Origin of the sequence: Novosphingobium sp. SG751A, assembly GCF_013149295.1 — a bacterium.
In the GTDB taxonomy this organism is placed as follows: Bacteria; Pseudomonadota; Alphaproteobacteria; order Sphingomonadales; family Sphingomonadaceae; genus Novosphingobium.
In genome coordinates, this window is sequence record NZ_JABGCB010000016.1 from 77,044 (window position 1) to 97,504 (window position 20,461).

Annotated in this window: 15 protein-coding genes and 1 tRNA gene; 12 read left to right on the forward strand and 4 right to left on the reverse strand. The window is 64.9% G+C overall.

Annotated elements, in window-relative coordinates; translation table 11 throughout:
- Positions 1–32: 32 nt before the first annotated feature.
- The 6 genes from FHW96_RS19850 (at position 33) to FHW96_RS19875 (ending at position 6,596) form a co-directional block, all read left to right on the forward strand.
- Positions 33–1,205, forward strand: a complete 1,173-nt coding sequence (locus FHW96_RS19850) for a M20 aminoacylase family protein (RefSeq protein WP_172342318.1) — start codon at positions 33–35, stop codon at positions 1,203–1,205.
- Entirely contained in the window at positions 1,202–2,464 is a 1,263-nt protein-coding gene (locus FHW96_RS19855; protein ID WP_371815764.1) for an MFS family transporter, read from the forward strand. Before FHW96_RS19850 ends, FHW96_RS19855 begins: the two co-directional genes overlap by 4 nt.
- Before the next feature lie 140 nt (positions 2,465–2,604).
- Positions 2,605–3,525, forward strand: a complete 921-nt coding sequence (gene cysD / locus FHW96_RS19860; protein ID WP_172342320.1) for a sulfate adenylyltransferase subunit CysD — start codon at positions 2,605–2,607, stop codon at positions 3,523–3,525.
- A complete protein-coding gene (cysN, locus tag FHW96_RS19865) occupies positions 3,525–5,477 on the forward strand; it encodes a sulfate adenylyltransferase subunit CysN (RefSeq protein WP_172342321.1) in 1,953 nt (650 codons plus the stop codon). Before cysD ends, cysN begins: the two co-directional genes overlap by 1 nt.
- A gap of 112 nt (positions 5,478–5,589) precedes the next feature.
- On the forward strand, positions 5,590–5,841 hold the full coding sequence (locus tag FHW96_RS19870; RefSeq protein ID WP_172342322.1) for a DUF2061 domain-containing protein: 252 nt from the start codon (positions 5,590–5,592) through the stop codon (positions 5,839–5,841).
- The gene (locus FHW96_RS19875; RefSeq protein ID WP_172342323.1) at positions 5,841–6,596 is read left to right on the forward strand and encodes a 3'(2'),5'-bisphosphate nucleotidase CysQ; all 756 of its coding nucleotides are present in this window, start codon (positions 5,841–5,843) and stop codon (positions 6,594–6,596) included. The genes FHW96_RS19870 and FHW96_RS19875 overlap by 1 nt, the downstream gene beginning before the upstream one ends.
- Here the strand turns inward: FHW96_RS19875 and FHW96_RS19880 are convergent.
- Entirely contained in the window at positions 6,581–7,357 is a 777-nt protein-coding gene (locus tag FHW96_RS19880) for a helix-turn-helix transcriptional regulator (RefSeq protein ID WP_172342324.1), read from the reverse strand. The genes FHW96_RS19875 and FHW96_RS19880 overlap by 16 nt on opposite strands.
- 79 nt (positions 7,358–7,436) lie before the next feature.
- On the opposite strand from FHW96_RS19880, the gene FHW96_RS19885 reads away from it, so the two are divergent.
- Positions 7,437–8,195, forward strand: a complete 759-nt coding sequence (locus FHW96_RS19885; RefSeq protein ID WP_172342325.1) for a class I SAM-dependent methyltransferase — start codon at positions 7,437–7,439, stop codon at positions 8,193–8,195.
- Positions 8,196–8,228: 33 nt separating this feature from the next.
- On the opposite strand, the gene FHW96_RS19890 is transcribed toward FHW96_RS19885, so the two are convergent.
- Positions 8,229–8,302, reverse strand: a tRNA-Gln gene (locus tag FHW96_RS19890).
- A 185-nt stretch (positions 8,303–8,487) separates the two neighbouring features.
- Between FHW96_RS19890 and FHW96_RS19895 the strand changes: the two genes are divergently transcribed.
- Positions 8,488–9,858 carry a Ppx/GppA phosphatase family protein gene (locus tag FHW96_RS19895; RefSeq protein WP_172342326.1) on the forward strand — a complete coding sequence of 457 codons (1,371 nt, stop codon included), beginning with the start codon at positions 8,488–8,490 and terminating at the stop codon, positions 9,856–9,858.
- Positions 9,855–10,550 carry an RlmE family RNA methyltransferase gene (locus FHW96_RS19900; RefSeq protein WP_172342327.1) on the forward strand — a complete coding sequence of 232 codons (696 nt, stop codon included), beginning with the start codon at positions 9,855–9,857 and terminating at the stop codon, positions 10,548–10,550. Before FHW96_RS19895 ends, FHW96_RS19900 begins: the two co-directional genes overlap by 4 nt.
- Before the next feature lie 228 nt (positions 10,551–10,778).
- On the opposite strand, the gene FHW96_RS19905 is transcribed toward FHW96_RS19900, so the two are convergent.
- On the reverse strand, positions 10,779–11,570 hold the full coding sequence (locus FHW96_RS19905) for a siderophore-interacting protein (protein ID WP_172342328.1): 792 nt from the start codon (positions 11,568–11,570) through the stop codon (positions 10,779–10,781).
- 227 nt (positions 11,571–11,797) lie between these two features.
- Positions 11,798–13,804: a threonine--tRNA ligase gene (gene thrS / locus FHW96_RS19910; protein WP_172342329.1), complete on the reverse strand. Its 2,007-nt coding sequence runs from the start codon at positions 13,802–13,804 to the stop codon at positions 11,798–11,800.
- Between the two features lie 90 nt (positions 13,805–13,894).
- Between thrS and FHW96_RS19915 the strand changes: the two genes are divergently transcribed.
- The 3 genes from FHW96_RS19915 (at position 13,895) to FHW96_RS19925 (ending at position 20,429) form a co-directional block, all read left to right on the forward strand.
- Positions 13,895–14,623 (forward strand): alpha/beta fold hydrolase, encoded by a 729-nt coding sequence (locus tag FHW96_RS19915; protein ID WP_172342330.1) that lies wholly within the window; start codon positions 13,895–13,897, stop codon positions 14,621–14,623.
- A gap of 6 nt (positions 14,624–14,629) precedes the next feature.
- Entirely contained in the window at positions 14,630–15,499 is an 870-nt protein-coding gene (locus FHW96_RS19920; protein WP_172342331.1) for a tetratricopeptide repeat protein, read from the forward strand.
- 184 nt (positions 15,500–15,683) lie between these two features.
- Positions 15,684–20,429, forward strand: a complete 4,746-nt coding sequence (locus FHW96_RS19925) for an NAD-glutamate dehydrogenase domain-containing protein (protein ID WP_172342332.1) — start codon at positions 15,684–15,686, stop codon at positions 20,427–20,429.
- Positions 20,430–20,461 lie beyond the last annotated feature (32 nt).

Sequence of the window (20,461 nt, forward strand, 5' to 3'; positions counted from 1 at the left end):
TCTGCCCATCACCGGGCGCAAAGGCTGAACCGATGACCGATCTTGCCGGGCTGATCGCCCCTCTGGTGGCGCTGCGCCGCGATATTCATGCCCATCCCGAACTGGGCTTTGCCGAACATCGCACGGCTGGGGTACTGGCGCAGCAATTGCGCGCCATCGGGCTGGAGGTGCATGAGGGCATCGGCGGGACCGGGGTGGTGGCCAGCTTGCGCGCAGGGAATGGCCCCCGCTCGATAGGCCTGCGCGCGGATATGGACGCGCTGCCCATCGATGAGAAAACCGGCCTGCCCTATGCCAGCACCATTCCGGGATGTTTCCACGGCTGCGGGCATGATGGGCATATGGCGATGCTGCTGGGCGCGGCGCAGGCTTTGGCCGCCGATCACAGCGGCATCAACGGCACGATCCATTTCATTTTCCAGCCCGCCGAGGAAGGGCAAGGCGGCGCCAAGGCGATGATCGAGGACGGGCTGTTCGAGCGTTTCCCCTGCGATCGGGTCTATGCGCTGCACAATTGGCCCAGCCTGCCCGCAGGCACGATCGCCACGCGCGCCGGGCCGATCATGGGCGCGGCGGACCGGTTCACGATTGTGCTGTCGGGCAAGGGCGGCCATGCGGCCATCCCCCATGACGCCCATGACGTGGTGCTGGCCAGCGCCGCTCTGGTGCAGCAATTGCACTCCATCGTCGCGCGCAACATCCCGGCCAGCGCGAATGCCGTTCTCTCCATCACCCAGATCCGCGGCGGACAGGCGTTCAACGTGATCCCCGATGAGGTGAGCGTGGGCGGCACCGTGCGGACCTTTGACCCGGCTGTGCAGGACCGGATCGAACAGCGCCTGCGTCAGATCGCGGCGGGCATTGCGGCCAGTTTCGAGGTCGAGGCCAGCGTGGACTATACCCGCTATTACCCCGCCACGATCAATGATCCCGCCGCCGCGCAGGATGCTTTGGCCGTGGCTGCGACCGTGGGAACGGCCCTGCGCGCGCCTGAACCTGCGGCGACCTCGGAGGATTTCTCCTTCATGCTTCAGGTCCGCCCCGGCGCCTATATCTGGCTGGGGCAAGGGGTGGGCGACAATCCGCCGCCGCTGCACAATCCGCATTATGATTTCAACGATGGGGTGATGGAAACCGGCATTCGGCTGCATCTGGCGCTGGTTCGGCATTGGTTGGGGCCATTGGGGTTGGAGGATGCTGCGTGAGCCGCAAGCAGGGCAGCATCGCCGCGATTGTCGCGGCCTCCAGCGGCAATCTGGTCGAATGGTTTGATTTTTACATCTACGCCTTCTGCTCGATCTATTTCGCCGGAGCCTTCTTTCCAAAGGCCGACCCCACCGGGCAATTGCTCAACACGGCGGGGGTGTTTGCGGCGGGCTTTCTGATGCGGCCCATCGGAGGCTGGTGGTTTGGCCGCTTTGCCGACCGGCATGGGCGCCGCCTGGCGCTGGTGATCTCGGTGGTGACGATGGCGGCCGGGTCTTTGGCCATCGCCTGCCTGCCCACCTATGCCAGCATCGGCACGCTGGCGCCCGCCCTGCTGGTGGCCGCGCGACTGGTGCAGGGTTTTGCGCTGGGCGGCGAATATGGCACGGCGGCCACTTATATGAGCGAGATCGCGACAGAAGGGCGGCGCGGTTTTCTCTCATCCTTTCAATATGTCACGCTGGTGGGCGGACAATTGCTGGCCGCGCTGCTGGTAGTGATCCTGCAATCGCTCCTGCCTGAGGCGGAGTTAAAGGCATGGGGCTGGCGCATTCCCTTTGTGATCGGGGCGCTGGCGGCGCTGGTGGCCTTGGCGGCGCGATCAAGGCTGGAGGAAAGCGGCAGCGCCGAGGCACGCCAAGCCCAAGAGGCGGGCAGCCTGATCGCTCTGCTGCGCCAATATCCGCGCGCGTTCCTTTCGGTGCTGGGGTTCACGGCGGGCGGGTCTTTGGCCTTTTACACCTTCACCACCTATATGCAGAAATATCTGGTCAATTCCGCAGGTCTGCCGATCACCACGGCCAGTCGGGTGATGACGGTCAGCCTGTTTCTGTTCATGATTATCCAGCCGGTGATGGGTGCGCTGTCGGACCGGATCGGGCGGCGGGCCAATATGCTGATTTTCAGCGGCGGGCTGGCGGTACTGACGGTGCCGCTGATCGCGCTGCTGCAAAAGGCCGGATCGCCGGTGATGGCGGGGGCGCTGATCTGCGTCGCCATGCTGCTGATGAGTTTCTACACCTCGATTTCGGGCATCATCAAGGCCGAGCTGTTCCCCACGCAGGTGCGCGCGCTGGGCGTGGGATTTTCCTATGCGCTGGCCAACGCGATCTTTGGCGGGACGGCCGAATATGCCGCGCTCTGGGCCAAGCAGGCGGGCCATGAGGGCGCGTTCTACTGGTATGTCAGCGCGATGATGGTGATGGTTTTCCTCGTCAGCCTGAGCCTGCCGCGCCGCGCGCCCTATCTGGGTGATTGAGCAGAGCTCATAAGCGTAACCAAAACGCAAAAGATAGCTTTGGGCCGCGATAGAAAAGCCATGGGGCCAATTGCGCCTTGCCGCGTGTAGTAGGCTGCCCAAGCCGTTTGGCGCCTTATTGCAATTCCCGGAGTGAACCCATGTCCCAAGGTTTGGCCCGATCCACGCTCACGCATTTGGAGCGTCTGGAGGCCGAGAGCATTCACATCATCCGCGAGGTGGTGGCCGAGGCGGAAAACCCGGTGATGCTCTATTCGGTGGGCAAGGATTCGGCCGTGATGCTGCATCTGGCGCGCAAGGCGTTCTATCCCGCGCCGCCGCCCTTCCCGCTGCTGCATGTGGACACGACGTGGAAATTCCGCGCCATGTATGATTTGCGCGACAAGATGGCGGAACTCTCAGGGATGGACCTCCTGGTCTATCACAACCCCGAGGCGCAGGAGCGCGGGATCAACCCGTTTGACCATGGCGCGCTGCACACCGACATGTGGAAGACCGAAGGGTTGAAGCAGGCGCTGGACAAGTATGGTTTCGACGCAGCCTTTGGCGGCGCGCGGCGCGACGAGGAAAAGAGCCGCGCCAAGGAGCGCATCTTCTCCTTCCGCACCGCTTCGCACGGCTGGGACCCGAAGAACCAGCGCCCGGAACTGTGGAACCTTTACAACGCCAAGAAGGCCAAGGGCGAGTCCATCCGCGTCTTCCCGATCAGCAACTGGACCGAGCTGGACGTGTGGCAGTACATCCATCTCAACGACATCCCCATCGTGCCTTTGTATTTTGCGGAGGAGCGCCCGACCGTTGAACGCGACGGGATGCTGCTGATGGTGGACGATGATCGCTTTCCCCTTCAGCCGGGCGAGACCCCGGTGATGCGTTCGATCCGGTTCCGCACACTGGGTTGCTATCCGCTGACGGGCGCTGTGGAGAGCAGCGCCAAGACCCTGCCTGAGGTCATTCAGGAAACCTTGCTGACCACCACCAGCGAGCGGCAGGGGCGCGCCATCGACAAGGATGCAGGCGGCGCAGGCATGGAAGTCAAAAAGCAGCAGGGGTATTTCTGATGACCGACACCACCCATCCGGAACCGGTTTACGTCGTCGACTCGCTGATTGCCGAGGACATCGACGCCTATCTCGACACGCATCAGCACAAGACGATGCTGCGCTTCATCACCTGCGGGTCGGTGGACGACGGCAAATCGACGCTGATCGGGCGGTTGCTCTATGATTCGAAGATGATCTTTGAGGATCAGCTCGCCGCCCTTGAGGCCGATTCCAAGCGCGTGGGCACGCAGGGTCAGGGCATTGACTTTGCCCTGCTGGTCGATGGTCTGGCCGCCGAGCGCGAACAGGGCATCACGATCGATGTGGCCTATCGCTTCTTCAACACCGAAAAGCGCAAGTTCATCGTGGCCGATACGCCCGGCCATGAACAATATACGCGCAACATGGTGACGGGCGCCAGCACCGCCGACCTCGCCGTGATCCTGATCGATGCGCGCAAGGGTGTGCTCACGCAAACCCGCCGCCACTCGTTCCTTGCCCATCTCATCGGCATCCGCAACATCGTGCTGGCGGTCAACAAGATGGATCTGGTCGATTATTCCCAGACCCGCTTTGACGAAATCGTCGCCGATTACCGCGCCTTTGCCTCCAGCATCGGCATCGAGGATTTTGTCGCCCTGCCGATCTCGGGCTATATGGGCGACAATATCACCACCCTGTCGGACAACACACCGTGGTATCAGGCCCCCGCCTATTTCGGGCGCAGTCTGGTCGATCATCTCGAAACGGTCGAGGTGGACACCACGCGCGATTCCGCCAAGCCTTTCCGCATGCCGGTGCAATGGGTCAACCGCCCCAACCTCGATTTCCGCGGCTTTGCAGGCCTGATCGCCAGCGGCAGCGTGAAACCGGGCGACGCCATCCGAGTCCTGCCCAGCGGCAAGACCAGCACGGTCGAACGCATCGTCACGCTGGACGGCGATCTGGATCAGGCGGTCGCGGGTCAATCGGTCACGCTGACCTTTGCCGATGAGATCGACTGCTCGCGCGGCGATGTCATCGCGCTGGCCGGCAATCCCCCGCAGGTGGCCGATCAGTTCGAGGCCAGCGTGGTGTGGATGGCCGATCATGCGCTGATCCCGGGCCGCGCCTATTGGCTGAAGATCGGCACCCAGATGGTTTCGGCCACGGTGCAGGCGCCCAAATACACCATCAACGTCAACACGATGGAACATTGCGCGGCCAAGACGCTGGAGCTGAATGCCATCGGCGTGGCCGAAATCACCACCGACCGCCCGATCACCTTCGAACCCTATGCGGAAAACCGCGCGCTGGGCGGCTTCATCCTGATCGACAAGATCGGCAATGGCACGGTGGCCGCCGGCATGCTGCATTTCAGCCTGCGCCGCGCCCAGAACGTCCATTGGCAGGCGCTGGACGTGACCCGCGAGGCCCGCGCCGAAATCAAGAACCAGCGCCCCGGCGTGCTGTGGTTCACCGGCCTGTCGGGTTCGGGCAAATCGACCATCGCCAATCTGGTCGAAAAGAAGCTGCACGCGCTGGGCAAGCACACGTTCCTGCTCGATGGCGACAATGTGCGCCATGGCCTGAACAAGGATCTGGGCTTTACCGAGGCCGACCGCATCGAAAACATCCGCCGCGTGGGCGAGGTGTCGCGTCTGATGACCGATGCGGGCCTGATCGTGCTGACCGCCTTTATCAGCCCGTTCCGCGCCGAACGCGATCTGGCGCGCAGCCTGACGCCCGAAGGCGAATTCTTCGAGGTCTTCATCGACACGCCGCTGGACGTGGCCGAGGCGCGCGATGTGAAGGGCCTGTATAAGAAGGCCCGGTCGGGGGCGCTGAAAAACTTCACCGGGATCGACAGCCCCTATGAAGCACCGGAAAACCCCGAAATCCGCATCGACACGACCAAGATCAGCCCGCAAGATGCCGCCGAAATGATCGTGGCAAAATTGCTCGGCGATTACTGGATGCCGGAAATCTGAGCCGCTATGGTCAAAGCCGGTGCGGCGCATGAGCCTTTCCAAGGCTTGATGCGCCAGCATCTCGGAGCCTTGGCAAAAACGCGATAAAATAACGCTGGGAGTGAAGTAGAAGATGTTGCTCTTCAATGGCCATGAAACCCATAGCCGCTCGCTGATCAAGGGCATCAGCTGGCGCGTGTTGGGCAGCATCGACACCTTCATTCTCAGTTGGCTGTTTTCCGGCAATGCCAAAACGGCAGGCGCCATCGCCAGCACCGAGATCATCACCAAGGTGGCGCTCTATTATTTCCACGAACGCGTGTGGAGCTCGATCAACTGGGGCGCAGAGCGCGCTGCCCCCAACGATCCGGCGGCGGAAATCTGATGTTGAACGATGCCGATCTGGCCGCCCAACTGGCGCATGTTGCCGGGCAATTGCTGATCACCGTGCGCGACAGCGGGCTGGTGACGGGCAAGGATCTGGGCAAGGCGGGCGACGCCACGGCCAACCAGTTCCTCGTCCACGCCCTGCGTCAGCAGCGGGCGGAGGACGGGTTGCTGTCCGAAGAGGAAAAGGACAATTTCGAGCGGCTCGACCAGTCGCGCGTTTGGATCGTCGATCCGGTCGACGGCACCCGCGAATATGGTGAGGCGCGGGCCGATTGGGCGGTGCATGTGGGTCTGGCGGTCAATGGCGCGCCGGTGCTGGGCGCGGTGGCGCTGCCGGGCGCGGATGGAGGCCAAGGCGTGGTGTATCGCAGCGATGCGCCCGTCGCCGTCCCCCCCGCCCCTTCGGTCCTGCGCATGGTGGTCAGCCGCACCCGCCCCGCCGCCGAGGCAGTCTTCGTGGCCAAGGAACTGAGCGCCGAACTGGTCCCCATGGGCAGCGCGGGCGCGAAGGCCATGGCCGTGATTCGCGGCGAGGCCGACATTTACCTGCATTCGGGCGGACAATTCGAATGGGACAGTTGCGCACCGGTCGCCGTCGCTCTGGCCCATGGTTTCCATTGCAGCCGGATCGACGGATCACCGCTGGTCTATAATCAGCGCGACACCTATCTGCCCGACCTGCTGATCTGCCGCCCCGAACATGCGCCGCGCGTTCTGGCCGAAGTGGCGCGCTTTCAGGCTGAGGGCTGAAGCACCACCAGCCGGAAATCGCCGCGCTCGACCTCGGCCAAAGTGTGCTGGGTAAAGCATAGCGCCCCGTGCGTGGGGTGCTGGAATCGGCGCGCGCCGCCCTCGCGCGCCAGCACCTTTTGCTGTGCCCAAGCCTCGCGGAAATCGGCGCTCTGGGCCATCAGCGCCTCCACCATCGCCCCCACGCGCGGATCGCCCAGCACCCGCCCGTAATCGCGCCGAAATTCGGCCAGCGCCCGGTGGCACCGCTCGTCCCAATCGGGCAGCAGCGCGCGCGCCTGGGGATGGGTGAAGATATAGCGCAGCAGATTGGCCGGTTCGGTCTCAAACAGACCCACGAACAGATCGCGCGCGCCCGAATTGGCGCAGCACACGCTCCACGCCGGGTCCAGCCCATAGGCGGGCCAGGGCAGCGCCTCGACCATGGCCGCAATTGCCGCCGGGGCCTGCGTGGCGGGCATAAAGGGATCGCGCGGGTCCTCCCGCCCGGCCAGCGTGAAGAGATAGGCCCGCTCCGCCCCGGTCAGGCTCAGCCCCTCGGCCAGGCGCGCCAGCGTTGGCGCTGAAGCGCGCACCTCGCGGCCCTGCTCGATCCACGTCACCCATGTCACGCTGATCCCAGCGCGCGCGGCCAGTTCCTCGCGGCGCAGGCCCGGCGTACGGCGGCGGCGCTCTGGCATGGCGGGCGTATCGGGCGCGATGCTCTCCCGGCGAGCGCGGACAAAGGCGCCCAGCAGATTGCGATGTTCATCATCCAGCATGGCAAGCTTTATAACAGGATAATTATGTCCATTGTAACAGGTTAAATCCCGCGCCATCCCGGCGGCGAAGGAGAAAGTCATGACCACCCGCCACGACACTTTGGTCCAGCACCAGTTCGGCGCCACCGCGCAGGATTACGTTTCCAGCACCACCCATGCGCAGGGCGCGGACCTGATCCATATCGCCGCCATGGCCGCCGAGGCGCGCCCTGTTCACGCGCTCGATCTGGGCTGCGGCGGGGGGCATGTCGCCTATGCGATGGCGCCCCATGCCGCGCGCGTCACCGCCTGCGACCTGTCGGCCGACATGCTGGCCGCCGTGGAGGCGGAAAGCGCCCGGCGCGGCATCGCCCATATCGTCACCGCCCGCGCCGCCGCCGAAGCCCTGCCCTTTGCCGATGCCAGCTTCGATTTCATCGGTTGCCGTTTTTCCGCGCATCATTGGCGCGATGTGGCGCGCGGTCTGGCTGAGGCGCGCCGTGTGCTGCGACCGGGAGGGCGGGCGGTGTTTGCCGATGTGATCGCCCCGTCGCCGGCCGCCGCCGACACCCATTTGCAGGCCATCGAAGTGCTGCGTGACCCCTCGCACGGGCGCAATTACAGCGCGCACCAATGGGCCGCAATGCTGGCCGAGGCGGGCTTCACGGTGACGGATGAGCAGCAAGGCCGCCTGCGCATGGAATTTGCCGCATGGACCGCCCGGATGCGCACCCCCACGTCGGCCATCTCCGCGATTCGCCTCATCCAGGCGCGCGCCAGTCAGGAAGTGGCCGATCATTTCGGGATCGAGGAGGACGGGTCCTATACGCTGGACACGATCATGCTGACCGCGGCCTGAGGCCGGGAATGTTGTCACTGATTTGAGAAGAACTGGATGCCCTGCAAGGATTCGAACCTCGATAGACGGAATCAGAATCCGTAGTCTTACCATTAGACGACAGGGCAATGCCGTTCGGTGGAGCGGGCCTCTAATGCCCTGTTATCAACCCGTCAAGAGGAAAATGACAGGGCATCGCCCCCCCATGCGACAATCCTCCTTATCAACCATTGCTCCGAAGGCCGCTCGGCGCTAGCATGGAGGGCAACATTACCCGCGTATCTCGCGGGATACAGATTTTTGAGAATTACACATGGCGGATCACACTCCGCCGGACACGCCAGCAAAGGTTCAAAGGCGCGGGGAAAAAGCAAGGCGCCGGGCACGCAAAAGTCGCGCTGCCGCCCCGCGCAAGGACCAGAGAGTAGACGTAACCGGCGGTAAGCCCGAAGGCGCAGTCGTGCCTGCGGAGCAGAGCAATTCCGGGGCGGCAGCGCCCCCCACTTCGCGGCGCGGCGCAAGGCGCAGGCGCGGGGCAAAGGCGCGCGAACGCGGCGTGGCGGCAAAATCGGCACAAGCGAAATCGGCACAGGCAAAATCCGGCGCCAAGGCTCCTGCCAAAACGCCCGATGCCTCCGCCCCCCGGCCCGCGCCCTATTTTCATGGGCCGTTTGGCCAATCCTATGCCGCCATCGACCTTGGCACCAACAATTGTCGCCTGCTGATCGCGCGGCCTGCGGGCGACAGTTTCGTGGTGGTCGATGCCTTCAGCCGGGTCGTACGCCTTGGCGAAGGGCTGGCGCAAACCGGGCAATTGTCGGATGCGGCGATGGAGCGGGCAATGGGCGCGCTGCGGATCTGTGCAGATAAATTGCGCCGCCGGGGCGTAGCGCTGGCCCGCTCGGTCGCCACCGAGGCATGCCGCCGCGCCACCAACGGTCCGGAATTCATCGAGCGCGTGCGCCGCGAAACGGGGATCGCGCTCGACATCATTTCGGCGCGTGAGGAAGCGCGGCTTGCGGTGCTGGGCTGTCATATCCTGATCGAGCCCGGCCCCGGCCCGGCGCTGGTGTTCGACATTGGCGGCGGCTCGACCGAATTGGTGCTGATCGAGCATCAGGACGATGGCGGCGTGCCGCTGATCCGCGATTTCGTGTCGATCCCCTATGGCGTCGTCTCGCTGACCGAAAGCTGTCGGCCCGAACTCGATTCGCCGCAGGACCGGGCCGAGCGCTATGCCGAAATGCGCGCGCTGGTGGACGATGGCTTTGCCGCTTTTGCCGCGCGCATCGCTCCTTTGCGCGAAGAACTGGTCCACGATCACCTTGAGCATAAAGGGGGGCCCTTGCGCCTGCTGGGCACCAGCGGGACGGTGACCACGCTGGCCAGCGTCCATCTCGACCTGCCCCATTATGACCGCAGCGCGGTGGACGGCTGCATCGTGCCCGCCACCAGCATGCGCGCGATCAGCCAGCGTCTGTCGAGCCTGAGCGTGGCCGGGCGGCGCGAAGTGGCGTGCATCGGGCGCGAGCGGGCCGATCTGGTGGTGGCGGGTTGCGCTATCCTCGAATCGATTCTCGATCTATGGCCGGCGGCGCGCCTCGGCGTAGCCGACCGCGGCATCCGTGAAGGCATTTTGCGCAGCCTGATCGGCATCACTCACAATAAAGGAGGCCCGGCATGAGCCGTTCCGGCCGCGATCCCGGCACCCGACTGAAAAGCGCCAAGGGCCGTACCGCGTCGCAGACCCGCTGGCTGCAACGCCAGTTGAACGACCCTTATGTGAAAAAAGCCAAGGCGGACGGCTATCGCAGCCGCGCCGCCTATAAGCTCATCGAACTGGACGATAAATTCGGTCTGGTGAAGGGCTCTCGGCGGGTGGTTGACCTTGGCGTGGCGCCCGGCGGGTGGACCCAGGTGGTACGCCAGCGCGCGCCTCAGGCGGGCGTGGTCGGCATCGACCTGCTGCCCACCGACCCCATCGAGGGCGCGATCCTGTTCGAAATGGACTTCATGGCCGACGAGGCCCCCGATGCGCTGATGGAGGCGCTGGGCGGGCGGCCGGATCTGGTGATCTGCGATATGGCCGCCAACACCGTGGGTCATAAGCAAACCGACCACCTGCGCACCATGGGCCTTGTGGAAACGGCTGTGGACTTCGCTGTGCATAACCTGTCGAAAGGCGGTGCATTCGTGGCGAAAGTCTTTGCAGGCGGGACCGATCCGGGGCTTTTGAATATCCTCAAGCGCCATTTCACCGCCGTGAAGCACGCCAAACCGCCTGCGAGTCGGAAGGATTCGTCGGAGTGGTATGTGATTGCTCAGGGGTTCAAGGGGACGGTTGAGGAATTGGAGGCCGGTAAGGAAGAAGGATGAAATGCGAGGGTCTAGGCCCTCGCGCTCCCGTTACTGTCTTTGTCGCGCTATGGGTTCGACCGATGGCTATCGGACGCGGCGTTGAATTTCTAAAGCCTGCGGCGCCAAAACGGCGTGAGGCCGCCGCGCCGCAGGCTTTAACACAATCACACACCTGCGATTCTGCCCCACCCCATTATCGGGATTGCAAAGGGCCCCCGCCCTTTGCCCGCCGGAGGCAAAACTCCCTTAATCCTCAATCCCCCCATGGCTGTCCGCCACCCCGCGCGTCCAGTAACCGGCGGCCTTCACCCATTCGCGCGGATGGCCGAGTGTATCGACGACATAAGCCTTCAAGGCCCGCGCCATTTCGGTTTCGCCCGCGATAAAGACGAAGCCATCGCCAGCGGGCAGATCCACCCCGCCCAGCGCCGCGATCAGGCGGGCGGCGTCTTCCTTGCCCCCGCTTTGCGCGCTCCCGTTTTGCACACCGCCGCGATGGGCCCAGAGGCCCTGCCAGGCCGATTTGGCCTCGAACACCTGCTCGCTGTCGGGCCCATCGACCACCACGGCGGTGATGACGGGAACGCCTGCGCGCAATTCCTCGGTGCGGCGGCCGATGGAGGGGAGCGCGGCCTCGTCGCCGATCAGGAGATACCAGTCGAAATCGTCAGGGACGACCGCCGAGCCGCGCGGGCCGCCGATGTCCAGCGTGTCGCCGGGCTTGGCGTCAATGGCCCATTGGGTGGCCGGGCCTGCCTCGTGGAGGGCAAAGTCGATGACCAGCACGCCTGCGGCCTTGTCGAAGCGGCGGGGGGTGTAATCGCGCATCAGCGGTTTTTCTTCACCGGGCGCGGGGAAGAACAGCTTGATGTGGTCGTCCGGCGAGGCGCTGGCGAAATCATGCAGGTCCTCGCAGGAGAAGGTGATGCGGCGCATGTTGGGACCGAGCGCTTCGATGGTTTGGACGGTCAGCATGCGGCGGCGGATTTCGTGGCGCATGCGGGTGATCTGGTGGCGGGGGGCGGTTTCTGTGCTCATGATGGCTTTCCCTTTTGGCGGAAGGTGGGAGGGCAGGTGGCGGCGGCGCAAGATTTCGAGATGAGTCATCATGGAGCGGCCTATTCCCGAATCGCTATGTTGCGGTCAAGATATATCTTACTGCACAAAACACAAGTCCCCCCGCGCGGTTTTTTGCGATGGACTCGCAAAAACAAAAACGGCGCCCGAAGGCGCCGTTCCCGTGTCCTGTAAAAATTTTTTTCCGATCAGCGCAGATCGGGCGGGGTCGCCTCGCCCTTCAGCATGGCAATCGCCTCAGCCAGCGGCATGAACTTCTGCTGCTGCTCGCCAAGGATGCGGACCGCCACGGTGCCTTCCTCGGCCTCGCGCTTGCCCACAACCAACAGATAAGGCACCTTTTTCAAGGAATGCTCGCGCACCTTGTAGTTGATCTTCTCGTTGCGCAGATCGCTTTCCACGCGGATGCCGGCCGCCTTCAATTGCGCCACCGCATCCTGCGCATAGTCGTCGGCGTCCGAAACGATCGTGGCCACCACCGCCTGCACCGGGGCCAGCCACACCGGCAGCTTGCCCGCGAAATGTTCGATCAGGATGCCGATGAAACGCTCATATGAGCCAAGGATCGCGCGGTGCAGCATGACCGGGCGATGCTTTTCGCCATCCTCGGCAATATAGGCGGCGTCGAGTCGCTCGGGCAGCACGCGGTCCGACTGGATCGTGCCGCACTGCCACGTACGGCCGATGGCGTCGGTCAGATGCCATTCCAGCTTGGGCGCATAGAAAGCCCCCTCGCCCGGCAGCTCTTCCCAGCCATATTCCTCGGTGGCAAGACCCGCATTGACCACCGCATTGCGCAGTTCCGTCTCAGCCAGATCCCACATTTCCTCGCTGCCGAAACGCTTTTCAGGGCGCAGCGCCAGCTTGATTTCATAGCGGAAGCCGAAATCCTTATACACGCGGTCGGCCAGTTCGCAGAAGGCGCGAACCTCCTCGACGATCTGGTCCTCGCGGCAGAAGATGTGGCCATCGTCCTGCGTGAACTGGCGCACGCGCATGATGCCGTGCAGCGCGCCATGCGGCTCGTTGCGGTGGCAGCAGCCCATTTCGGCCAGACGCAGCGGCAATTCGCGGTACGACTTGATGCCCTGACGGAAGATCAGCACATGCGCCGGGCAATTCATCGGCTTGAGCGCCATCCAGTCGGCGTCCTTCGAGACGATGGGGCCATCGTCCTCGGTGTTGGGCGCCTCGTCGGGGATGACGAACATGTTTTCGCGGTACTTGCCCCAGTGGCCCGATTGCTCCCACTGCTTGGCGTCCATCACCTGCGGGGTCTTGACCTCCTGATAGCCCGTGCCGTCAATGGCTCGGCGCATATAGGCCTCCAGCTCGCGCCAGATGAGATAGCCCTTGGGGTGCCAGAACACGCTGCCATGCGCTTCGGATTGCAGGTGGAACAGGTCCATTTCCGCGCCCAGCTTGCGGTGGTCGCGCTTGGCCGCTTCCTCAAGGCGCAGCAGATGCGCATCGAGCTGCTTCTTGTTGAGCCAGCCCGTGCCATAGATGCGGCTGAGCATCGCGTTCTTCTGATCGCCGCGCCAATAGGCGCCCGACACGCGGGTCAGCTTGAAGGCCGCCGGGTCCAGCTTGCCGGTGCTGGGCAGATGCGGCCCCTTGCACATGTCCAGCCAGTCGTCGCCCGACCAGTAAACAGTCAGTTCCTCATCCTCGGGCAATTCGGCGGCCCATTCGGCCTTGAAGCTCTCGCCTTGCTGCTTCCAGCGGCTGATCAATTGCTCGCGGCTCCACACCTCGCGGCGCAGCACCTTGTTGGCGGCGATGATCTTGCGCATCTCCGCCTCGATCAGCGGCAGGTCTTCATCGGTAAAGGGACGCGCCTTGCCATCCACAACGGCGGGCGCGAAATCATAATAGAAGCCATCATCGGTCGAGGGACCAAACGTGATCTGCGTGCCGGGAAACAGCGCCTGCACCGCTTCGGCCAGAACGTGGGCGAAATCGTGGCGCGCCAGTTCCAGCGCGTCCTTTTCATCCTTGCCCGTCACCAGCGCCAGCGCCGCATCGCCCGTGAAAGTTCGGGTGAGATCGACCAGTTCGCCATCGATGCGCGCCGCAATCGCGGCCTTGGCCAGGCCAGGACCGATCGCGGCGGCCACATCATAGGGGGTCGAGCCCGGCGCCATCTCGCGCACAGAGCCATCGGGAAGGGTGATCTTGAGCATGGTGGACATGGGCCAAGCCCTTAGCGCCCGCGCGGCCAAGGCTCAACAGCAAAGGCGCATGGCTTGTGCCGCGGGAAAAACAGGCCCATCTGATGCGCCATGATCCAGACCCATGTGATGCCCGACGGCCGTGCCATCGCCTATCGCCACACGCCCGGAACGGGGCCGACCATCGTCTTCCTGCCGGGCTATATGTCCGATATGGCCGGGAGCAAGGCCAGCGCCGTGTTCGACTGGGCGGCAACAAACGGGCGGGCTTGTCTGTTGGTGGACTATTCGGGATGCGGGCAATCACCGGGAGATTTTGCCGATGGCACACTCTCTCGCTGGCGCGATGAAGTGCTCTCGATCATCGCGGCCCATATCGCGGGGCCTGTCGTGTTGGTCGGGTCCAGCATGGGCGGATGGCTGATGCTGCTGATTGCCCGCGCAATTCCGGACCGCATCGCCGGATTGGTGGGCATTGCCGCCGCGCCCGATTTCACAGCATGGGGCTATAGCGAGGCGCAAAAGGCGGAGCTCACCGCAGGGCAAACCATCCTGGAACCCAACCCCTATGGCCCCGAACCCACGCCGACCCACGCCGCCTTCTGGGCCGATGGCCAATCGCAGTTGCAGCTCGACGCCCCCATCCCCATCGACGCCCCGGTCCGTCTGCTGCACGGGATCGAGGATGCCGATGTCCCGCCCGCCATCGGCCATCGCCTGCTGGAGGCGCTGCGTTCGGGCGATGTTCAGCTAACGCTTGTCAAAGGCGGCGATCATCGTCTCAGCCGGGATGAGGACATCGCCCTGCTGCTGCGCACCCTTGCTTCTTTTGCAGATTGATCGCCCATGGCTCTCGTTTTCCTGATCCCCCTCGTCGCTCAGGCCGCCGCTCTCAATGGTCAGGGCGTGGCCGGGCTGAACCTGCCCCAGATCGACCGGCCCAAGCCCGCAGCGCCCCGCCCGCGCGGCATTGTTTTCGACTGGCCCACGCAGACCAGCCATTTCCGCAAATGCATGGATGCGGCCGAAAGCGATCCGGTCGGCGGTCTGGCCGATGCGCGCCAATGGGTCAAGGACGCGGCCAAGGAGCATGAGATCGCCCGCGCGCAGGCCAATGTCTGCCTGGGCAGCGCGCTGGCCCGGCAGGAGCAATGGAGTTCGGCCCGCGCCGCCTTTGTCGCCGCGCGCGAGGCGACCACCGATCAGCTCTGGCGCGCGCAGGCGGGCGCCATGGCGGGCAATGCCGCGCTGGCGCAGGGGGTGGCCGATGATGCGCTGCCGCTGCTTGATGCGGCGCTGGCCGATGCGCGCGCGGTGAACAAGCCGGTGCTGGCGGGCGGCATTATGGTGGACCGCGCCCGCGCGCTGGTCGCGCTGAACCGCGCGGTCGAGGCCGAGCCGGTGCTGGCCGATGCCCGCGCCGCCCTGCCCGATGATGCGCAGGTCTGGCTGCTTTCGGCCACGCTCTCGCGCCGGATGAACAAATTACCCGAGGCGCAGGTCCAGATCGAGAATGCCGCGCGGATCGAGCCGCGCGACGGCGAAATCGGGCTCGAGGCGGGCGTGATCGCCATGCTCTCCGGCCGCGAGGATGCGGCGCGCAAAAGCTGGGAGTCGGTGGTCAAGACCAGCCCCGATTCGGACAGCGCCGCACGCGCAAAAGCCTATCTGGCGCAGATCGGCCCGCAAACCCCACCCCAAACGGCAGGAAAATAAAGTGTATAAGTGCGATCCTGTCTTGGCGGCATTACGGTAATAAAATAACACAAATGCGTAACCTCTGATGGCTAGACCAGAAGGGGCGAAACAAGACCTAGTCGTATAATACAGGCCCGGGCAGCCGGGAATCCCCCCCTGCCCCGGCCGCATCCCCGGCTACGGGGGGAGAGTGTGTCCGACAATGACCAAAACTGTTCGTAAGCCCGAATCCCTTTCACAAACCTCTGCTATCGACCCGCGCGAGGCCGCGCTGGCCCGCCATCTGGCCGAGGCGCAATTGCCCGGCGACGGCGATCTGGACGCCGATGGCCTGATCGCGGCGGCGCGTTTCCTGCTCTCTGCCGGGGGGCGGCGCGAAAGGGCGCGTACCGCGCTCTCCATCGAAAATGTCGGGCGCGAGGGCGGCGGACGCTTTATGCGCATCGCCATCGTTAACGAGGACATGCCGTTTCTCGTCGATTCGATCGCCACGACGATCTCGGCCCATGGGCTGGTGATCGACCGCCTGCTGCATCCGGTGGTGCCGGTGCTGCGTGACGGGCGGGGCGAGATCAGCGAGATCCCCGAGGATCACGGCCCGGGCATTCCGCGCGAATCGATGATCTATCTGGAAACTGCGCGGGCGGACGCGCGCACGCGCTCGGCCATTTCGGCAGCATTGGGCGTGACGCTGGGCGATGTCCGCGCGGCGGTGGGCGACTGGGGCGCGATTCAGCGCGCGATGGTCGATGATGCCGCCACATTGAACGCGATGGATCGGAACGAGGGCGCGGCCCTGCTGCGCTGGTTCAACGATGGGATGCTGACGCAACTGGGCCATGTGATCCGGCGGCGCGACGGCACGCAGACCGGCGCGTTGGGCATTTGCCGCAAGAGCACATGGGAATTGCTCTCCTCGCCCGCCTATGATCGCTGTTTTGCCTGGTTCGATCAGTTTCTGGCGCGGGGCGGGGCGGGGCGCCTGCCGCTGATCGTCAAATCGAACCGGATCGCTCATGTGCATCGTCGGGTGCCGCTCGACCTGTTCATTCTGCCGGTGATAGAGAATGGCAAACTGGCCGCGCTTTCGGTCCATGCCGGCGTGTGGACCAGCGCCGCGCTGGCGACCGCGCCGGGGCAGGTACCGCTGATGCGCGCGCAACTCTCCGCGCTGCTGGAAAAGCACGAGTTCAGCTCCAATGGCCATGCGGGCAAGGTGCTGACCCATGCGATGACCAGCCTGCCCCATGACCTGCTGATCGCCTTTGGCGATGCGGATATGGAACGCGTGGCGCTGGCGCTGATGAGCCTGATCGACCGGCCGCGCCCGCGCATCGCACTGGTCTGCGCGCCGCTCGAAAGGCACATCCATGCCTTCGTCTGGCTGCCGCGCGATGCGGTGGCCACCGAGGTCCGCCACGAAATCGCCCAGATGCTGAGCGAGGCCACGCAGGGCCACGTGATCGACTGGAGCCTTGAGGTCGAGGGATCGAATCTGGCCCAGTTGCGCTTTACGCTCTCGGTGGACGAGAGCCACGAGGCCTGCCCCGAACCCGATGAGGCGGCATTGGACGCGCGCCTTCGCGCGATGCTGCGCGGATGGGGCGATGCGGTCGAGGCCGAGATCGCCCGCACCGAGGAACCGGGCCGCGCCGCCGCGATCGCCGCGCGCTATGCGGGGGCATTCCCCATCGCCTATCGCAACACCTATGGCGCCGCCGAGGCCGCGCAGGACATCGCCCATCTGCGCCGGATCGCCGCCGCCCCCGATGACGAGGCCCATCAGCGCGGCGTGCGCCTCTATCGCCTGCCGGGCGACGAGGAAGGGCAATTGCGCCTCAAGCTCTATCAGCGTCACGGTTCGCTGGTCCTGTCCGATGTCGTGCCCGCGCTGGAAAATTTCGGCTTCCGCGTGATCGACACGATCCCCACCGCACTGGGATCGGGCGATGGTTCGCTGGGCTCGATCCACGATTTCGTGCTGACGCTGCGCGGCGGCCAATCGCTGGGCGAAGTGCTGGGCCATGCGCCGATCATCGAGGATGCGTTAACCGCCATGCTGCATGGCGCGGGCGAGAATGACGGGTTCAACCGGCTGATCGTGGGCGTGGGCCTGTCCGCGCGCGAAGCCAACTGGCTGCGCGCCTTCTATCGCTATCTGCGGCAAACCGGCCTGTCCTATGGCATAGACACCGCGGTTGACGCGCTGCTGGGCGCGCCGATGGTCACGCTGGGCTTGGTCGATCTGCTGCGCGCGCGACATCAGCCGGGCATCGAGAACCGCGACAAGGCCGAAGCGCTGGCCGAAGAATCGATCCGCGACGGTCTGGCGGGCGTGACGGCGATCAATCAGGACCGCCTGCTGCGCGCGTTCCGTGCGGTGGTCCATGCGTGCCTGCGCACCAATGCCTTTGTCGATGCGGGACGCGAGGCGCTGGCCTTCAAATTCGATTCCGAACTGGTGCCGGGCCTGCCCAAGCCTGTGCCGTGGCGCGAGATCTTCGTCTATTCACCGCGCGTCGAGGGCATCCACCTGCGCGCCGGGCCGGTGGCGCGCGGGGGCCTGCGCTGGTCCGACCGGCGCGACGATTTCCGCACCGAGGTGCTGGGCCTGATGAAGGCGCAGCGGGTGAAGAACGCCGTGATCGTGCCCACCGGGGCCAAAGGCGGTTTCTATCCCAAGCAATTGCCCGATCCGGCGCAAAACCGCGATGCATGGGCCAATGAAGGGCGCGAAAGCTACAAGCTCTTCATCCGCACCCTGCTCTCGCTCACCGACAATATCGTCGATGGCGCGGTGGTGCATCCGGCGGGCATGGTGGTGCGCGACGGCGAGGACCCCTATTTCGTGGTCGCCGCCGACAAGGGCACCGCGACCTTCTCCGACACGGCCAACGCGCTGGCGGCGGAAAAAGACTTCTGGCTGGACGATGCCTTCGCCAGCGGCGGGTCCAAGGGCTATGACCACAAGGCAATGGGCATCACCGCGCGCGGGGCATGGATTTCGGTCCAGCGCCATTTCCGCGAAATGGGCGTGGATGTGCAGACCGACCCCGTCCGCGTGGTGGGCGTGGGCGATATGTCGGGCGATGTGTTCGGCAACGGGATGCTGTTGTCGCGCTCGATCCGGCTGGTGGCGGCCTTTGACCACCGGCATATCTTTATCGACCCCGCGCCCGATGCGGAAAAATCGTGGGAGGAGCGCAATCGCCTCTTCGCCCTGCCCCGGTCGAGCTGGGACGATTATGACAAGAGTCTGATTTCGCAAGGCGGCGGGGTTTTCCCACGCACCCAGAAGTCGATCCCCCTTTCCCCCGAAATCTGCGAGGCCTTAGGCATCGAGGGCGAGAGCATCGACCCCGACAGCCTGATGACCGCGATTCTCAAGGCGCCGGTCGATCTGCTCTGGTTTGGCGGCATCGGCACCTATGTAAAGGCCCCGCATGAGGCCCATGCCGATGTGGGCGATCCGGCCAATGATGCGATCCGGGTGAACGGCGCGGATGTGCGCGCCCGCGTGATCGGCGAGGGCGGCAATCTGGGCTGCACCCAGGCGGGACGCATCGACTATGGCCTGCATGGCGCGCAGGGTGTTGGCGGACGCGACAACCCGGACTTCATCGACAATTCGGCGGGCGTCGATTGCTCGGACAAGGAGGTCAACATCAAGATCGCGCTGGCCAGCGCCAAGCGCGCGGGCCGGCTGGACGAGGATGGCCGCGTGGCCCTGCTCTCCTCGATGACCGACGATGTGGCGGCCCTCGTGCTGGAGGATAACCGCTTGCAGGCGCTGGGCCTCTCGATCGCCGAAAGCGGCGGGGCCGCCGCGGTGCCGGGCTATGTCCGGCTGATCGAGGTGCTGGAGGATGGCGGCCATCTGGACCGCCGCACCGAGGGACTGGCGGACGCTGACACATTCCACCGCCGAGCCGAGGATGGTGATGGCTTTACCCGCCCCGAACTGGCCGTGCTGCTCTCCAGCGCCAAGCTGGTGCTTCAGGATGCGCTGGAACGCTCGGGCGTGCTGGACGATCCGGGGCTGGAGGAGGATCTGATGGCCGCCTTCCCGCCCGCCATGCGCGAGACATACCGCGAGGACATCCTGAACCACCGCCTGCGCCGGGAAATTCTGGCCACGCGGATCGCCAACCGGCTGGTCAACAGGATGGGCTTTATCCACCCCTTCGAACTGGCCGAAGAGGAAGGCGTGAGCCTTGCCGATGTGGCCGCCGCTTTCCTTGCCGCCGAAAGGCTGTTTGCCATGGGGCCGGTGTGGAACGATATCGAAAGCGGGCAAATGGAGGAACCCGCGCGCATCCTGCTGTTCGAACGCGCGGCCCATGCATTGCGCGGGCATATGGCCGACCTGCTGCGCGCGGGCGCGGCGCAGGAATTCCCCTCGGTGCTGGCCCATGCGCTGGCCCCGGCGTTGGAGGAAATGGCCAATGCGCTCGACGGACTGCTGGTGTCCGAGGCGCGCAGCGGTTCGGCCCGCCTGCGCGCCGAACTTTCGGTGGCGGGGGCCAATGAGGCCGAATTGAGCAGCGTCGTGCGCCTGTTCGACCTTGACGGCGCGGTGGGCATTGCCGCGCTGGCCCATGGCGCCGGGCTGGAAGCCGTCTCGCTGGCCCGGGCCTTTACCAGCCTTGGCGCGGCGCTCGGCCTCGACTGGGCGCAGGCCACCGCCGCGCGCCTCTCGTCCTCCGATCCGTGGGAACGTCTGCTGGTGGGAGGCCTCGCGCGCGATTTCCAGCAGATGCGGCTCGACGCGCTGCGCCGCTGGAATGGCGGTGATCCCCAGGAAGCGGTCAATGGCTGGCTGGTCGCGCAGACCGAAGGCGTGGCGCGTTTTTGCGGCATGATCGACCGGGCACGCAAGGTGGTGCCCACCAGCCCCGCCCTCTTGGCGCAGATTGCCGGGCAGGCGCGCGGGTTGTTGATGCGGTGAGGTTTTAAGAAAAGGGGTGATGCGAGGGTCTA